Origin of the sequence: Agromyces indicus, from assembly GCF_031432295.1 — a bacterium.
Lineage (GTDB): Bacteria > Actinomycetota > Actinomycetes > Actinomycetales > Microbacteriaceae > Agromyces > Agromyces indicus.
The window spans coordinates 591932-609241 of the sequence record NZ_JAVKGS010000002.1 but is presented as its reverse complement, the minus strand read 5'-3'; the positions used below and the strand labels follow the sequence as shown (position 1 = coordinate 609241).

Annotated in this window: 9 protein-coding genes; all 9 read right to left on the bottom strand. The window is 70.3% G+C overall.

Annotation, left to right across the window (positions count from 1 at the left end):
- Positions 1-25 precede the first annotated feature (25 nt).
- Positions 26-898 carry an RNase adapter RapZ gene (rapZ, locus tag RH861_RS09120; RefSeq protein ID WP_248599719.1) on the bottom strand — a complete coding sequence of 291 codons (873 nt, stop codon included), beginning with the start codon at positions 896-898 and terminating at the stop codon, positions 26-28.
- 45 nt (positions 899-943) lie between these two features.
- Positions 944-2887 (bottom strand): excinuclease ABC subunit UvrC, encoded by a 1944-nt coding sequence (gene uvrC / locus RH861_RS09115; protein ID WP_310520718.1) that lies wholly within the window; start codon positions 2885-2887, stop codon positions 944-946.
- A gap of 2 nt (positions 2888-2889) precedes the next feature.
- Entirely contained in the window at positions 2890-5844 is a 2955-nt protein-coding gene (uvrA, locus tag RH861_RS09110) for an excinuclease ABC subunit UvrA (protein ID WP_282573658.1), read from the bottom strand.
- A gap of 32 nt (positions 5845-5876) precedes the next feature.
- Positions 5877-7940: an excinuclease ABC subunit UvrB gene (gene uvrB / locus RH861_RS09105; protein ID WP_310520717.1), complete on the bottom strand. Its 2064-nt coding sequence runs from the start codon at positions 7938-7940 to the stop codon at positions 5877-5879.
- A gap of 72 nt (positions 7941-8012) precedes the next feature.
- Positions 8013-8627 carry a dephospho-CoA kinase gene (coaE, locus tag RH861_RS09100; protein WP_310520716.1) on the bottom strand — a complete coding sequence of 205 codons (615 nt, stop codon included), beginning with the start codon at positions 8625-8627 and terminating at the stop codon, positions 8013-8015.
- Positions 8628-8763: 136 nt separating this feature from the next.
- On the bottom strand, positions 8764-10212 hold the full coding sequence (gene rpsA, locus RH861_RS09095; RefSeq protein WP_067947329.1) for a 30S ribosomal protein S1: 1449 nt from the start codon (positions 10210-10212) through the stop codon (positions 8764-8766).
- 180 nt (positions 10213-10392) lie between these two features.
- Positions 10393-12066, bottom strand: a complete 1674-nt coding sequence (locus RH861_RS09090) for a DUF885 domain-containing protein (protein ID WP_310520715.1) — start codon at positions 12064-12066, stop codon at positions 10393-10395.
- Positions 12067-12131: 65 nt separating this feature from the next.
- On the bottom strand, positions 12132-14819 hold the full coding sequence (gene polA, locus RH861_RS09085; protein WP_310520714.1) for a DNA polymerase I: 2688 nt from the start codon (positions 14817-14819) through the stop codon (positions 12132-12134).
- Positions 14820-14914: 95 nt separating this feature from the next.
- Positions 14915-17248, bottom strand: a complete 2334-nt coding sequence (ppsA, locus tag RH861_RS09080) for a phosphoenolpyruvate synthase (RefSeq protein ID WP_310520713.1) — start codon at positions 17246-17248, stop codon at positions 14915-14917.
- Positions 17249-17310: the final 62 nt, after the last annotated feature.

Sequence of the window (17310 nt, the reverse complement as noted above, 5' to 3'; positions counted from 1 at the left end):
GTTCGTGGGCGCGCGGGGCGCCGGGTCATTCTCGCCCGAGGTCGCGGTGCTTGACGCTGACCGCGAGGCCGGGGATGGCTCGGAGGCGCGCCGCGAGTTCCCGCGCCATCGCAACCGACCGGTGCTTCCCGCCGGTGCATCCGATCGCGATCGTGGCGTGCGGCTTGTTCTCGCGCTGGTAACCGGCGAGCACCGGTTCGAGTGCGGCGACGTACGAGTCCAGGAATTCGCGCGCACCGTCCTGCTCGAGGACGTAGTCGCTCACCGCACCGTCCTCGCCGGTCAGGTGGCGGAGGCGCTCGTCCCAGAAGGGGTTCGGGAGGAAGCGGGCATCGGCCACGAGGTCGGCGTCGGCGGGCAGCCCGTACTTGAAGCCGAAGCTCTGCACGGTGACCCGGAGACCGGCGCGACCCGCCTCGGCGAACGTGTCGGTGACGAGGTTCGCGAGCTGGTGGATGTTCAGGTCGGAGGTGTCGACGAGGATGTCGCTGGACTCGCGCACCTCCGCGAGGCGCGCCCGCTCGGCGGTGATGCCGTCGAGCAGCGTGCCGTCGCCCTGCAGCGGGTGCGGGCGGCGGACCGACTCGAAGCGGCGCACGAGCACCGCGTCGTTGGCGTCGAGGAACATCACGCGCACGTTGGTGTGCGAACGCAGGGCGTGCACGATGTCGCGCAGCTCGGAGAAGAATCCCCCGCCGCGGATGTCGACGACCGCGGCGATCCGCGGCAGCGACGTTCCGGCGCGCTCGGCGAGATCGACGAGCGGGCGGAGCATCTGGGGCGGGAGGTTGTCGACGACGTACCAGCCGAGGTCCTCCAACGCGTCGGCGACGGTGGAACGTCCGGCTCCGGACATCCCGGTGACGATGAGCATCTCCTGCCGTTCGCCGTCGGTCATGCGCGTCGCGTTCCCTTCCGTGCGTCGTTCCCCCGAACCACCAGCCTAGTCGGCCGGATCGGGGCCGTCGCCCCGGAGCCGCGCGCGCACGTTCGCCGCGAGGGCCGGTCCGATGCCGGGGACCTCGGCGATCGCGGCCTCGTCGGCGCCGCGCAGGCGGGCGACGGAACCGAAGTGCGTGAGGAGTGCCTTGACGCGGGCGGGCCCGAGCCCCGGCACCTCCGACAGCACGGTGGAGATGTCGCGCTTGCGCCGCTGCCGCTGGTGGCTGATCGCGAACCGGTGCGCCTCGTCCCGGATCCGCTGGAACAGGAACAGGGCGTCGCTGTTCCGCGGCAGGATGACCGGGAAGTCCGAGTCCGGGGTCCAGATCTCCTCGAGGCGCTTCGCGATGCCGCAGAGGGCGATCCCCTCCACGCCCGATTCGCGCAGGGCCCGCTCGGCGGCGGCGACCTGCGGCTGACCGCCGTCGACGACGAGCAGGTTGGGGCGATAGGCGAACTTCTTGCGGCGACCGGATGCCGCGGCATCCGTCGTCGCGTCGCCCGCGTCGCCCTCACCGTCGCCCGGCCCGGTCGCGCCGTCGCCTGCTCCCCCGTCCCCGTCGCGGCCGGCGAGGTACGCGAGGCGCCGGGTCAGCACCTGGTGGATGGAGTCGGTGTCGTCGCTCGAGTTCGGGATGGTGAAGCGGCGGTACTCGTCCTTGCGGGGCAGGCCGTCCTCGAAGACCACCATCGAGGCCACGATGTTCGTGCCGCTGAGGTGCGACACGTCGAAGCACTCGATGCGCAGGGGCGCGTCGGCCATGCCGAGCGCCTCCTGGATGTCCTCGAGGGCGCGCGAACGCGCGGTGAAGTCGGCGCTGCGCCGCGTCTTGTAGAGCATGAGCGCCTGCCGGGCGTTCTGCGTCGCGGTCTCGAGCAGGGCGGCCTTGTCGCCCCGCTGCGCGGCGCGCAGGCGCACCTTGCGGCCCCCGAGGCTGCTCAGCCACGTGGCGAGCGCCTCGGCATCCTCCGGCAGGGCCGGCACGACGACCTCGGACGGCGGCCGGATGTCGTCGCCGTACGCGTGCTGCACGACCGAGTCGACGAGGTCGCCGAGGGACATGTCGAGCTCGGTGTCGACGGTCCACGAGCGCTGGCCGCGGATGCGACCGCCGCGCACCATGAACAGGTGCACGGCCGCGGCGAGCTCGTCGTGGTCGATCCCGAAGACGTCGATGTCGACGTGGTCGCGGAGCACGACCGTGCTCTTCTCGAAGAACTGCTCGGCCGCCTGGAGCTGGTCGCGACGACGGGCGGCGGTCTCGTAGTCCTGCGCGGCGGCCGCCTCGCGCATCTGCTGGGTCAGCTCGGTGATGATGCGTCGGTCCTGGTTCTGCATGAACGCGACGAACCGCTGCACGTTGGCGCGGTGCTCCTCGATCGTGACCTTGCCCGAGCACGGGCCGAAGCACCGGCCGATCTGGCCGGCGAAGCACGGCTTGCCGGTCTGCATCGCGCGCTTGTAGTCGCTGTCCTTGCAGGTGCGGATCGGGAACAGCTTGAGCATGATGTCGAGCGTCTCGTTGACGGCCCAGACCTTGGGATAGGGCCCGAAGTACCGCGCGCCTCGGATGCCGGTGCGGCGCGTGACGATCGCGCGGGGCGCCTCGTCGGCGAGCGTGACCGCGAGGTACGGATAGCTCTTGTCGTCGCGGTACTTGACGTTGAACGGCGGATCGAACTCCTTGATCCACGTGTACTCGAGCTGCAGCGCCTCGACGTCGTTGCCGACCACGGTCCACTCGACGGATGCCGCGGTGGTGACCATGCGACGGGTGCGCTCGTGCAGGGTGCGGAGCGGCGCGAAGTAGTTGGACAGGCGGGCGCGGAGGTTCTTGGCCTTGCCGACGTAGAGGACGCGGCGATCGGCGTCGCGGAAGCGGTAGACCCCGGGCGCGGTCGGGATCTCCCCCGGCTTGGGCCGGTACGCGACGGTGCTGGGCATCGTCAGCTGGCGGCGACGGCCGGCTCCGCCGCAGCGTCGAAGATCTCGCGGAGGAAGTACCCGGTGTGGCTGTCGTGGTTGTCGGCGACGTCTTCCGGCGTGCCGACGGCCACGACCTGACCGCCGCCCGAGCCGCCCTCGGGGCCGAGGTCGATGATCCAGTCGGCCGACTTGATCACGTCGAGGCTGTGCTCGATGACGATGACGGTGTTGCCCTTGTCGACGAGCTTGCCGAGCACCTTCAGCAGCTTCCGCACGTCTTCGAAGTGCAGGCCGGTCGTCGGCTCGTCGAGCACGTAGACGCTGCGACCGTTCGATCGCCGCTGCAGCTCGGTCGCCAGCTTGACGCGCTGCGCCTCGCCGCCCGACAGGGTCGTCGCGCTCTGCCCGAGCTGGACGTATCCGAGGCCGACGTCGACGAGCGTCTTGAGGTAGCGGTGGATCGCCGAGATCGGCTCGAAGAACTCCGCCGCCTCGCTGATCGGCATCTCGAGCACCTCGGCGATGTTCTTGCCCTTGTAGTGCACCTGCAGGGTCTCGCGGTTGTAGCGCTTGCCCCCGCACACCTCGCACGCCACGTAGACGTCGGGGAGGAAGTTCATCTCGATCTTGATCGTGCCGTCGCCCGCGCAGGCCTCGCAGCGCCCGCCCTTGACGTTGAAGCTGAACCGGCCCGGCAGGTACCCGCGGGCCTTCGCCTCGGCGGTCTCTGAGAACAGGGTCCGGATGCGGTCGAACACCCCGGTGTACGTCGCCGGGTTGGACCGCGGGGTGCGACCGATCGGCGCCTGGTCCACGTGCACGACCTTGTCGAGGTGGTCGAGCCCGGTGACCCGCCGGTGCTTGCCCGGCACCTTGCGGGCGCCGTTCAACCGGTTGGCGAGCACCCGGTAGAGGATGTCGTTGACGAGCGACGACTTGCCGGACCCGCTCACGCCCGTGACCGCGGTGAGCGTGCCGAGCGGGAACGCGACGTCGACGCCGCGCAGGTTGTTCGCCTGGGCGCCCTCGACGGTGATCATGCGACCGGGGTCGATCGGACGTCGCTTCGCCGGGATCGCGATCTCCTTGCGACCCGACAGGTAGTCGCCCGTGAGCGACTCGCGGTTCTTCACGAGGTCGGCGTAGCTGCCGCTGTGCACGACCGTGCCGCCGTGCACGCCGGCGCCGGGACCGATGTCGACGATCCAGTCGGCCGTGCGGATGGTGTCCTCGTCGTGCTCGACGACGATGAGCGTGTTGCCGAGGTCGCGGAGCGCGACGAGCGTGTCGATGAGGCGTCGGTTGTCGCGCTGGTGCAGGCCGATGCTCGGCTCGTCGAGGACGTAGAGGACGCCGGTCAGGCCCGAGCCGATCTGGGTGGCCAGGCGGATGCGCTGCGCCTCGCCGCCCGAGAGCGTGCCGGCGGCGCGGGCGAGGTCGAGATAGCTGAGCCCGACCCGGATGAGGAAGTCGAGCCGGAGCTTGATCTCGCGGAGCACCTGTGCGGCGATGGCCTGCTCCCGGTCGGTGAGCTCGAGGCGGTCCATGAACGCGCGGGCGTCGTGCAGGCTGAGCCGGCAGACGTCGGCGATGGACGAGTCGTGGATCAGCACCGAGAGCACCTCGGGCTTCAGCCGGTCGCCCTGGCAGACCGGGCAGGGCACCTCGCGGAGGTACTCGGCCCATCGCGCGCGCTGCACGTCGGTCTCGGCCTGCAGGTACTGCCGTTCGATGTACGGCACGACGCCCTCGAACCCGGACGTGTAGCTCATCTCGCGGCCGTACCGGTTGCGCCAGCGGACCTTGACCTCGAAGTTGTCCCCGCGGAGGACCGCGTGTCGTGCTTCGACCGGCAGGTCCTCCCAGGGCGTATCGAGCGAGAAGCCGAGGTCGCGGCCGAGGCCGTGCAGCAGCTTCTCGTAGTAGTTGTAGAGGCTCTTGCCCTGCGAGGTCCACGGCAGGATGACGCCCTCGTTGATACTGAGCGACGGGTCGCCGAGCAGGAGGTCCTCGTCGACCGACATGCGCGTGCCGAGGCCAGAGCACTCCGGGCACGCACCGAACGGGGCGTTGAACGAGAAGGTGCGCGGCTCGATCTCGGTGAGCGCGATGGGGTGCTGGTTCGGGCAGCTGAGCTTCTCGGAGAAGGTCTGCCACGCCGCATCGCCCTCGCGGTCGACGTAGTTGATCTGCACGACGCCGTCGGTCAACCGCAGGGCGGTCTCGAGCGAGTCGGTGAGCCGGCCGAGGACCTCGTCGGATGCCACGAGCCGGTCGATGACGACGGAGATGTCGTGCTTCACCTGCTTCTTCAGCGTGGGCGGCTCATCGAGGCGGATCACCTCGCCGTCGACGACGGCGCGCGAGTAGCCCTGGCTCGCGAGTTCGCGGAAGAGGTCGACGAACTCGCCCTTCTTCTGCGACACCATCGGGCTGAGCACCTGGAACCGGGTGCCCGCCTCGAGTTCCATGAGCTGGTCGGCGATCTGCTGCACGGTCTGCCGCTGGATGCGCTCGCCGCACACCGGGCAGTGGGGCACGCCGATGCGCGCCCAGAGCAGTCGCATGTAGTCGTAGATCTCGGTGATCGTGCCCACCGTCGATCGCGGGTTGCGGTTGGTCGACTTCTGGTCGATGGAGACCGCGGGGCTCAACCCCTCGATGAAGTCGACGTCGGGTCGGTCGACCTGCCCGAGGAACTGGCGCGCGTACGCCGAGAGGGACTCGACGTATCGGCGCTGCCCCTCGGCGAAGATCGTGTCGAACGCGAGCGAGGACTTGCCCGAGCCGGACAGGCCCGTGAACACGACCATCGCGTCGCGCGGGATCTCGACATCGACGTTGCGCAGGTTGTGGACGCGGGCTCCGCGGACACTCAGGCGCGAATGGGCATCGAGACGTGAAACTGGCACCCTACGAGTGTACGAACGCCCTCCGACACGAACGCCGAGAGCGCACGTGCTGAGAGCGAACATACGTTCGACTCGGCGGGACGAGGGCGGATGCCTCAGCCGAGGTGCCCCGCCTTCTCCATCTGCCTGAGCTCGCGCTTCAGCTCGGAGACCTCGTCTCGCAGTCGGGCCGCGAGCTCGAACTTGAGCTCGCCGGCCGCCTCGAGCATCTGCTCGTTGAGGTCGCGGATCAGGTCCTCGAGGTCGTTGGCTCCGGCCGCGGCGATGCCCTCGCGGCGCATCGGGACCGGCGAGGTCTTCTTCGTGTCGCGTCCGCGCAGCAGCGCCGCGGTGTCGGCCTCCTCGCGCGCGAGGACCTCGGTGATGTCGGCGATCCGCTTGCGGAGCGGCGTGGGGTCGATGCCGTTCACGCGGTTGTACTCGAGCTGCTTGTCGCGGCGGCGGTTCGTCTCCTCGATGGCGGACTGCATCGAGTCGGTCATCACGTCGGCGTACATGTGCACCTCGCCGGAGACGTTCCGCGCCGCACGCCCGATGGTCTGGATGAGCGAGGTGGACGAGCGGAGGAACCCCTCCTTGTCGGCGTCCAGGATCGCCACGAGCGACACCTCCGGGAGGTCGAGCCCCTCGCGGAGGAGGTTGATGCCCACCAGCACGTCGTAGACGCCCGCTCGCAGTTCGGTCAGCAGCTCGACGCGACGCAGCGTGTCGACGTCGGAGTGGAGGTACCGCACCCGGACGCCGGCCTCGGTGAGGAAGTCGGTGAGCTCCTCGGCCATCCGCTTGGTCAGGGTCGTCACGAGCACGCGCTCGTCGCGTTCGGCGCGCGCCCGGATCTCCTCGAGGAGGTCGTCGATCTGCCCCTTGGTGGGCTTGACCACGATCTCGGGATCGACGAGCCCGGTCGGCCGGATGATCTGCTCGACGACGCCGTCCGCGATGCCCATCTCGTACTTGCCCGGCGTGGCCGAGAGGTACACGGTCTGGCCGATGCGGTCCTTGAACTCGTCCCACTTCAGGGGGCGGTTGTCGAGGGCACTCGGCAGGCGGAATCCGTGCTCGACGAGCGTGCGCTTGCGCGACGAGTCGCCCTCGTACATCGCGCCGATCTGCGGCACGGTCACGTGGGACTCGTCGATGACGACGAGGAAGTCGTCGGGGAAGTAATCGAGCAGGCAGTGCGGCGGCTCGCCCGCGGCGCGACCGTCGATGTGCCGGGAGTAGTTCTCGATGCCCGAGCAGAAGCCGATCTGCTCCATCATCTCGAGGTCGAAGGTGGTGCGCATGCGGAGGCGCTGGGCCTCGAGCAGCTTGCCCTCGCGCTCGAGCTCCTGCAGGCGCTCGTCGAGTTCGTCGCGGATCGTGCCGATCGCGCGCTGCATGACGTCGGTGCTCGCGACGTAGTGCGACCCGGGGAACACCGGCACGGCGTCGAGCTTCGCGATCACGGCGCCGGTCAGCGGATGCAGGCTGTAGAGCGCCTCGATCTCGTCGCCGAACATCTCGATGCGGATCGCGTGCTCCTCGTACACCGGGATGATCTCGATCGTGTCGCCGCGCACCCGGAAGTTGCCCCGCGAGAAGTCGACGTCGTTGCGCTGGTACTGCATCGACACGAACTTGCGGATCAGCCAGTCGCGGTCGACGCGCTGCCCCACCTGCAGCGGCATCATCGCGTTGAGGTACTGCTCGGGCGTGCCGAGGCCGTAGATGCACGACACCGTCGAGACGACCACGACGTCGCGCCGGCTCAGCAGCGAGTTCGTCGTCGAGTGACGCAGCCGCTCGACCTCGGCGTTGATCGACGAGTCCTTCTCGATGAAGGTGTCGGTCTGCGGGACGTACGCTTCGGGCTGGTAGTAGTCGTAGTACGAGACGAAGTACTCGACGGCGTTGTGCGGCATGAGCTCGCGGAACTCGTTCGCGAGCTGGGCGGCGAGGGTCTTGTTGTGGGCGAGCACCAGCGTGGGCCGCTGCACCTGCTCGATGAGCCATGCGGTCGTCGCGGACTTGCCGGTACCGGTCGCACCGAGCAGCACCACGTCGGTCTCGCCCGCGTTGATGCGCGCCGCGAGCTCGGCGATCGCCTGCGGCTGGTCGCCGCTCGGCGCGTACTCGCTGACGACCTCGAACGGGCGCACGGAACGGGTCGACTGCATGTGGTCAAGTCTAGGTTCGACCACCGACACCGATCCTGAGAGCGGATGCCGCTCCTGGGGTCTCCGCTGCCGTCAGCGCTTCGCGCGCCGGGTCTTCTCGATGTCGACCCACAGGCCGTCGGCCTGGCTCATGGTGTGCGCAAGGCTGCCGCCGGTGTCGATCACGACATCGGCGATCGCGCGACGGTCCTCGTCGCTGATCTGCGCGTCGACGCGGGCCTCGGCCTGGATCGGGTCGAGCCCCCGCTCCTCGACGAGGCGCTTGACCTGGGCTCGCTTGGGGGCGCTCGTCACCACGATGAGGTCGAACGGGTGGTCGACCTGCGCCTCGACGAGCAGCGGGACGTCGTAGACGACGACCGCGTCCGGGTCCTCCTGCTCGGCCTTCGTGATGAGCTTGCGGGAGAGCTCGCGCACGGCCGGGTGCACGATCGCGTTGAGCCGCGCCCGCGCGTCGTCGTCGCGGAACACGATCTCGCCGAGCTTCGGGCGGTCGAGCGTGCCGTCATGGCGCAGCACCCCGTCGCCGAACTCGGCGACGATGGCGTCGAGGCACGGGCTGCCCGGCTCGACCACGCGACGCGCGAGCTGGTCGGCATCGAGGTGGATCGCGCCGTGCTCGACGAGCCGTCGGGCGACGGTGGACTTTCCGGAGGCGATTCCGCCAGTGAGGCCGATCAGGTACACCAGTCCACCCTATGGGGTGCGTTCCCCCTGACGCGCCCGCTTCGCGTGACGCGATCGGAGCGGTCTCCGGGAATGCCGGAAGGCCGGCCCCTGAGGGGACCGGCCTTCCGTTCGATTCGCCGTACGGAGCGACGGATCAGTTGCTCGAGAGCTTCTCGCGGAGTGCTGCGAGCGAGGCGTCGTCGGCGAGGGTGCCCGCACCGGCGGACTCGCTCGAGAACGACGAGGCGCCCGACGAGAACGAGTCGTCCGAAGCCTGGGCCGCGAGCGACGCGGCGACCTGCTTCTTGTGCGCCTCCCAGCGAGCCTGGGCGGCAGCGTACTCCTGCTCCCACTTCTCGCGCTGGGCCTCGAAGCCCTCGCGCCACTCGTTGGTCTCGGGGTCGAAGCCCTCGGGGTACTTGTAGTTGCCCTGCTCGTCGTACTCGGTGAGCATGCCGTAGAGCGCCGGGTCGAACTCGGTGCCCTCGGGGTCGACGCCCTCGTTGGCCTGCTTGAGCGACAGCGAGATGCGGCGACGCTCGAGGTCGATGTCGATGACCTTGACGAAGACCTCCTCGCCGACCGACACGACCTGCTCGGCGAGCTCGACATGACGGCCCGACAGCTCGGAGATGTGCACGAGGCCCTCGATGCCGTCGGCGACGCGGACGAACGCACCGAACGGCACCAGCTTGGTGACCTTTCCGGGCGTGACCTGGCCGATGGCGTGCGTGCGGGCGAAGACCTGCCACGGGTCCTCCTGCGTCGCCTTGAGCGACAGCGAGACGCGCTCGCGGTCGAGCTCGACGGAGAGCACCTCGACGGTGACCTCCTGGCCGACCTCGACGACCTCGCTGGCGTGCTCGATGTGCTTCCAGGAGAGCTCGGAGACGTGGACGAGACCGTCGACGCCGCCGAGGTCGACGAACGCACCGAAGTTGACGATCGACGAGATGACGCCCTTGCGGATCTGGCCCGGGTGCAGGTTCTGCAGGAAGGTCGAGCGCGACTCCGACTGGGTCTGCTCGAGCAGCGCGCGACGCGACAGGACCACGTTGTTGCGGTTCTTGTCGAGCTCGAGGATCTTCGCCTCGATCTCCTGGCCGAGGTACGGCGTGAGGTCGCGCACGCGGCGGAGCTCGATGAGCGAGGCCGGGAGGAAGCCGCGGAGGCCGATGTCGACGATGAGGCCGCCCTTGACGACCTCGATGACGGTGCCCGTGACGACGCCGTCGGTCTCCTTGATCTTCTCCACGTCGCCCCACGCGCGCTCGTACTGCGCACGCTTCTTCGACAGGATCAGACGGCCTTCCTTGTCCTCCTTCTGGAGAACGAGGGCCTCGACGGAGTCGCCGACGTTGACGACCTCGCTGGGGTCGACGTCGTGCTTGATGGAAAGCTCGCGGGAGGGGATCACACCCTCGGTCTTGTACCCGACGTCGAGGAGGACCTCGTCGCGGTCGATCTTCACGACGGTGCCCTCGATGAGGTCGCCGTCGTTGAAGAACTTCAGAGTCTTCTCGACCGCGGCGAGGAAATCGTCAGCAGATCCGATGTCGTTGATCGCGACCTGCTTGGGCGCCTTGGTCGTTGCGGTTGTCATGTAGTGGATGCTCCGTTAATGGACAAAATCGGGCCCGTCGCGGAAAGAGCGTTGTGTGTGTTCCGCGGCGGGCATGCGGACAGGGATGTCACACGAGTGACGCTCCATCCTATCCTCATCGGCGCTCGGGCGGCAACCGCACCGCGCTGCGCCTGCGGCGCGGCATCCGTCGGGCCACCCTCAGGCGAGCAGCGCACCCTTCAGCGTGTCGAGGCCCACTCCGCCGAGCGCCAGCGCCCGCGAGTGGAACGAGCGGATGTCGAAGCCGTCGCCCTCGCGCCGGCGCACCTCGTCCCGCAGCTGCTCCCAGATGCGCTGGCCCACCTTGTACGACGGCGCCTGCCCCGGCCACCCGAGGTACCGGTGGACCTCGAAGCGCACGAACTCGTCGGGCATGTTCACGTTCGCGCCCATGAACTCGAACGCGTACTCCCCCGTCCACGCCCCGGCCCCGTCGGGACGGGGCTTGCCGAGGTGCACGCCGATGTCGAGCACGACGCGGGCCGCGCGCATGCGCTGCCCGTCGAGCATGCCGAGACGGTCGGCCGGGTCGTCCAGGTAGCCGAGCTCCTCCATGAGCCGCTCCGCGTAGAGCGCCCAGCCCTCCGCGTGCCCCGAGGTGCCGGCGAGCTGCCGGCGCCACGTGTTCAACTGCCCGCGATTGACGACCGCCTGCCCGATCTGCAGGTGATGGCCCGGCACCCCCTCGTGGTACACGGTGGTCTTCTCTCGCCACGTGTCGAACTCGGTGACGCCCTCGGGAACCGACCACCACATGCGGCCGGGTCGCGTGAAGTCGTCGCTCGGACCGGTGTAGTAGATCCCGCCCTCCTGGGTGGGGGCGATGAGGCACTCGAGCGTCCGGATCTGCTCGGGGATGTCGAACTGCGTCGCGCCGAGCTCCGCAACGGCGCGATCGCTCGTCTCCTGCATCCAGCGCTGCAGGGCCTCCGTGCCGACGAGCTTGCGGGCGGGATCCGCTTCGAGGTGCGCGACCGCCTCGGCGACGGACGCCCCGGGAAGGATCTCGCGGGCGACCGCCTCCTGCTCGGCCACCATGCGGGCCAGCTCGTCGCGACCCCACTCGTAGGTCTCGTCGAGGTCGATCGTCGCCCCGAGGAAACGGCGCGACTGCAACGCGTAGATTTCACGGCCGACGGCGTCGTCGTTCCCGGCGCGCGGTGCGAGTTCGTGCTCGAGGAACTCGGCGAGCCGACCGTACGCGGACGCCGCCCCCGCAGCGCCGGCCTCGAGCTCGCGTCGCAGCGAGCCGTCGACGTCCGCCTCGCCCGACGCGGCCTGCTCGACGAACGAGGGGAAGAACCCGTCGGACCTCGCGTGCCGGCGCGCCTGCATGGCCACCTCGCGCACCTGACGCACCGCCGGGACCACCCCCCGGTCGATGCCCAGTCGGAGCGTCTCCAAGTAGCCGTTCACCGCGCCCGGGACCGCGGCCAGCCGAGCGGCGATCCGCTCCCAGTCCTCGGTGGAGGAGGTGGGCATGAGGTCGAACACCTCGCGGATCTCCTGGGCCGGACTCGCGATGACGTTGAGGTCGCGCAGCGGCAGTCCCGCGGCATCCGCTTCGAGGTCGAGGTCGAGCTCGCTGCCGAGGTCGGCCACGGTGATGCGATCGACGTCGTCGACGGGGTCGGCGCGCCGGAGCTCGGCGAGCGTGGCGCGGGTGGCCTCCATCAGCGCGGCGTGGCCGGTCGGCGAGTAGTCCGGAAGCCGGTGGTCCTCGTCGGTGCGCCCGATGTACGTGCCGACCGCCGGATTCAACCGGACGATCTCGTCGACCCAGCCCTCGGCGATGCGGTCGACCTCGGTCGGGGTGCGCTCAGCTGCTGCCATGGGTGCGAGCCTAGGCGAGCCCTCGGGCGGCGTGCCAACCCCCGAGGCCCGCTCAGGTCATGGGCTCAGTGCGCCGCGTCCTCCCAGTCGCGACCGCGGCCGACCTGCACGTCGAGGGGCACCAGCAGGTCGGCGGCGTGCGACATGCGGTCGTGCACGAGCGCCTCGACCTCGTCGCCCTCGCCCGCGACGACCTCGAAGATGAGCTCGTCGTGCACCTGCATGAGCATGCGCGAGCGGAGGTCGCGGGCCTGGAGTTCGCGCTCGACCCCGATCATCGCGAACTTCATGATGTCGGCGGCCGAGCCCTGGATCGGCGCGTTGAGTGCCGCGCGCTCGGCGTTCTCGCGGAGCACCCGGTTCGGGCTGTTCAGGTCGGGGAAGGGACGCCGGCGGCCGAAGATCGTCTCGGTGTACCCGTCGACCTTCGCCTGGGCGACGACCCCGCGCAGGTAGTCGCGGACCGCGCCGAAGCGCTCGAAGTAGTCCTTCATCAACTGGGTGGCCTCGGCCCGGTCGATGCGCAGCTGCTTCGAGAGTCCGAACGCACTGAGTCCGTACGCGAGGCCGTAGGACATGGCCTTCACCTTGGTGCGCATGAGCGGGGTCACGTCGGACGGGTCGACGTCGAAGATCCGGGCGCCGACGAAGCGGTGCAGGTCCTCGCCCGAGTGGAACGCCTCGATGAGGCCCGGGTCCTGCGAGAGGTGCGCCATGATGCGCATCTCGATCTGCGAGTAGTCGGCGGTCAGCAGCTCGGCGTAGTCGGCGCCGTGGGTGAAGGCGGCGCGGATGCGACGCCCCTCCTCGGTGCGGACCGGGATGTTCTGCAGGTTGGGGTCGGTTGAGGAGATGCGGCCCGTGGTGGTGCCCACCTGCACGTAGCTCGTGTGCACGCGGCCGTCGGACTGGATGGACTTGTCGAGCGTCTCGACGATCTGCCGGAGCTTCGTGGCGTCGCGATGCTCGAGCAGGAGTCCGAGGAACGGGTGCGGGTTGGAGTCCTGCAGGTCGGCGAGCGCGCCGGCGTCGGTCGAGTAGCCGGTCTTCGTGGCCCGGGTCTTCGGCATGCCGAGCTGGTCGAACAGCACTTCCTGGAGCTGCTTCGGCGAACCGAGGTTCACCTCGCGCCCGATCTCGGCGTACGCCGCCTGCGCGAGGCCCGCGGCGCGCTCGCCCAGCTGCGCCGAGAGCTCGGCGAGCTTGTCGTGCTCGACGGTCACGCCGCGCAGTTCCATCTCGGCGAGGATGCCGACGATCGGGATCTCGATGTCGGCGAGGACCCGGCGCGAGCCCTCCGAGAGCGCACCGAGCACCACGGGGGCCACGCGGAGGGAGTACCACGCGAACTCGGGTGCGCCGGCGGTCGAATCGGCGTCGGGGACCAGTTGCGCCGGGTCGGCCATGGGGATGGTCTCGCGCAGGTAGCGGGAGACGAGATCGGCGAGGTCCTTCTCGGCCAGGCTCGGCCGGACCAGCCAGCCCGCGACGAGGGTGTCGACGACGAGGCCGTCGAACGCCAGGCCGGATCGGCGCATCGCCTTCAGCTGCGGCTTCGCGTCGGTCATGATCTTCGGCGCGTCGCTCGCGAGCCACGCCTCGAACGGCGCGAGGTCGGCCTGTCCGGGGGTCCACGCGATCTGGAGCGATTCGCTCGACGAGGCGACGCCCGCGCCGATCACGCGGCCGTCGAGCACCTCGAGGCTGAGCCCCAGCCCGGCCGGCTCGGACGCGGCGGCCCGCGCGAGCCAGCCCTCCAGCTCGGCGCCGCGGAGTGCCTGCGACACGGGCGCGGTGGCGGCGGGCTCGGGCTCGGCCGCGAGCGCCGCCGAACCGTCGGCGGTCACGCCGTTGCCCTCGCCGGCCATCTTCACGACGCGCTCGAGCAGCGTCTTGAACTCGAGCCGGTCGAACAGCTCGCGCACGGCCGCCTCGTCCATCGGCTTGGCCTCGAGGTCGGCGATCTCGACGTCGAGCTCGAGATCGCGCACGAGCCGGTTGAGCCGCCGGTTGCGGACCGCGTTCTCGCGCTCACGCCGCAGGTTGTCGCCCACGACGCCCTTGATCTCGTCGATGTGCTCGAGGATGCCGTCGAGGCTGCCGTAGAGCCCGAGCCACTTCACGGCGGTCTTCTCGCCGACCTTCGTGATGCCGGGCAGGTTGTCGCTGGTCTCGCCGACGAGCGCCGCGACATCCGGGTACTGCTCGGGCCGGACGCCGTAGCGCTCGACGACGGCCTGGGCGTCGTAGCGCTTGAGCTGCGAGACGCCCTGCACGTTCGGGTAGAGCAGGGTGATGTCATCGTCGACGAGCTGGATGGTGTCGCGGTCGCCGGAGACGACGAGCACGTCGTACCCCGCCTCCTTGCCGCGCGTGGCGAGCGTGGCGAGGATGTCGTCGGCCTCGTAGTCCTCCTTCTCGAGCACGGTGATGCGCATGGCGCGCAGCGCCTCCTTCAGGAGGCCGATCTGACCCTTGAACTCGGACGGCGTCTCGCTGCGGTTCGCCTTGTACTCGGTGTACTCGCGCGTGCGGAAGGACTGGCGGGACGTGTCGAACGCCACCGCGAGGTGCGTCGGCTTCTCGTTGCGCAGCAGCATGAGCAGCATCGACAGGAAGCCGTGGATGGCGTTCGTGTGCTGCCCGTCACGGGTGCTGAAGCTGTCGACGGGCAGCGCGTAGAAGGCGCGGTAGGCGAGCGAGTGGCCGTCGACGACGAGGAGGGTGGGCTTTGCGGGGGTGGGGTCCGACACCCCCCAAGACTACAAGCGGGCACCGACACCTCCGGGGCGCCGGCGACGCCGCCGGCACCCCGGCGACCGGTGTCCGCCGACGGATGTCGCCGGGCTCAGCCCGCCCCGCCGCCGCGCGCCGCGTCGAGCACGATGCGACGCTCGGCGGCCCCGATCACGCGACGAGCGCGGTCAGCGGCATCCGGGTTGACCGAGATCGAGTCGATGCCGAAGCGCACGAGGTGTTCGGCGAACGCCGGGTCGTTCGACGGGCGCTGCCCGCACAGCGACGAGGTGATGCCGGCCGCGTGGCAGGCGGTGATGATCCGCTCGATGGCGTCGAGCACCGCGGCATCCGACTCGTCGAAGAGCTCGGCGCACAGCTCGGAGTCCCGGTCGACGCCGAGCATGAGCTGCGTGAGGTCGTTGGAGCCGATCGAGACCCCGTCGATGCCCATCGCCGCGTACTCCGGGATCCGGTACGCGATCGAGGGCACCTCGGCCATGACCCAGCGCTTCAGGCCGCGCTGACGGCCGAGCGGGCTGTCGTCGATGAGTTCGAGGCAGGCCTCGAGCTCCCAGCGGGTGCGCACGAACGGGAGCATGACGTGCAGGTTCGGCGTCTCCTCGCGCACCCGCGCGAGCACCTCCAGCTCGAGGGTGAACAGCTCCGGCTCGCGGACGTACCGGTAGGCACCGCGGTAGCCGATCATTGGGTTGTTCTCCTGCGGCTCGAACCGCTCGCCGCCTTCGAGCCCGCGGAACTCGTTCGTGCGGAAGTCGATGGTGCGGTACACCACGGGGCGCGTCCCGAACGCGCGCGTCACCTGGAGCAGCGATCCGCTCATGCGATCGACGAACTCGTCCCGTCGGCCGCGGGCGAGCAGCTCGCGCGGGTGGAGGCCGCCGAGGGCATCGGTGATCATGAACTCGGCGCGCAGCAGCCCGACACCGTCGACGTCCTGCGCGGCGACGTCCGCGGCGCGTTCCGCGATGGCGAGGTTGACGTAGAGCCGGGTCGCAAGCGCCTCGGGCGCCGCGGGTGCCGGGATCGGCGACACCATCGCCGGCGGCGCTCCGGCGCCGGGTGCAGCGGATGCCGCGGCATCCGCGCCCTCGATCACCTCGCCCTTCGCGCCGTCGACCGTGACGAGCTCGTCGTCCCGGAGCGCCGACGTCGCCGTGCGCGCCCCCACGATCGCGGGCACGCCGAGCTCCCGCGCCACGATGGCGGCGTGGCAGGTCATGCCGCCGCCGTCGGTGACCACGGCCGCGGCGCGGCGCATCGTGGGCACCCAGTCCGGGTTCGTCATGGGGGCGACGAGGATCTCACCCGACTGCAGGCGGGGTCCGTCGGCGGGGCTCTGCAGGATGCGCACCCGTCCGGAGACGCGACCGGGCGCGGCGGCGAGCCCGCGCAGCAGGACCGTCCCCGCTGGAGGTCCGCCGGCGACCGGGACGCCGGCCTCCCCCGGACCGCCGCCGAGGGTGGTCACCGGGCGCGACTGGAGCATCCAGAGCCGCCCCGCCGAGTACGCCCACTCGGTGTCCTGGGGCTCGCCGTAGTGCTGCTCCACCTGCAGCCCGAGGGACGCGACGGCGAGCACCTCGTCATCGGTGAGCACGCGCGCGTCGGCACGCACCGGATCGAGGTCCTCGCGCACGACCGTCCCGTCCGATCCGGGCACGAGGGCGTGCGACTGGCGTCCGACGCGCACCGAGATCAGGCGCGGGCCGTCCTTCGCGACGACGTACGTGTCGGGTTCGACCGCCCCGGAGACCACGACCTCGCCGAGCCCCAGCGCCGCCTCGATCACGAGCCGGTCGCGCGCCCCGGTCGACGGGTCGACCGTGAACATGACGCCGGACCGGTCGGAGGCCACCTGCGTCTGCACGACGACCGCGAGCACCGGCTCCTCGTCCATGCGCTGGCTCGCCCGATACGAGATGACGCGGTCGCCGTAGAGCGACGCCCAGCAGTCCCGCAGTCGGGCGAGCACGGCCTCGTCGCCCACGACGTTGTTGTACGTGTCGTGCATCCCCGCGAACGAGGTGCCCGCGGCATCCTCCGAGGTCGCCGACGAGCGCACCGCCACGGCGGCCCCGGCGCCGAGGCGGTGGTACTCCCCCAGGATCGCCTCGCGGACGTCGTCCGGGACCTGGACCGCCCGCACCGTCTCGCGCAGCTCGGCCGCCGCGCGCGCGAGGGCCTCCGGGTCGTCGGCCTCCGCCGCAGCGGCGCGGAAGCGTTCGAGCAGCCGCTCCCGCACCCCCGCCCGCTCCACGGCCTCGAGGTACGCGGACGCGGTGACCACGAAGCCCGGCGGGATCGGCAGCCCGGCCGAGGTCATCTCGCCGAGGTTCGCCCCCTTGCCGCCGACGGATGCCGCGTCGCCGAGACCGACCTCCTCGAAGCGGCTGACCAGTGCAGAACGTCCGTCGCCGAGCATGCGGCCCCCTCACCTCGTCCGAACCGGACCGCCCAGTCCGGGCGGACCCATCGTTCCACGAC

Excerpts from the sequence above, each read along its gene's own strand:
- rapZ (WP_248599719.1), bottom strand. The coding sequence starts at position 898 with ATGACCGACGGCGAACGGCAGGAGATGCTCATCGTCACCGGGATGTCC.
- uvrC (WP_310520718.1), bottom strand. The coding sequence starts at position 2,887 with ATGCCCAGCACCGTCGCGTACCGGCCCAAGCCGGGGGAGATCCCGACC.
- uvrA (WP_282573658.1), bottom strand. The coding sequence starts at position 5,844 with ATGTTCGCTCTCAGCACGTGCGCTCTCGGCGTTCGTGTCGGAGGGCGT.
- uvrB (WP_310520717.1), bottom strand. The coding sequence starts at position 7,940 with ATGCAGTCGACCCGTTCCGTGCGCCCGTTCGAGGTCGTCAGCGAGTAC.
- rpsA (WP_067947329.1), bottom strand. The coding sequence starts at position 10,212 with ATGACAACCGCAACGACCAAGGCGCCCAAGCAGGTCGCGATCAACGAC.
- RH861_RS09090 (WP_310520715.1), bottom strand. The coding sequence starts at position 12,066 with ATGGCAGCAGCTGAGCGCACCCCGACCGAGGTCGACCGCATCGCCGAG.
- ppsA (WP_310520713.1), bottom strand. The coding sequence starts at position 17,248 with ATGCTCGGCGACGGACGTTCTGCACTGGTCAGCCGCTTCGAGGAGGTC.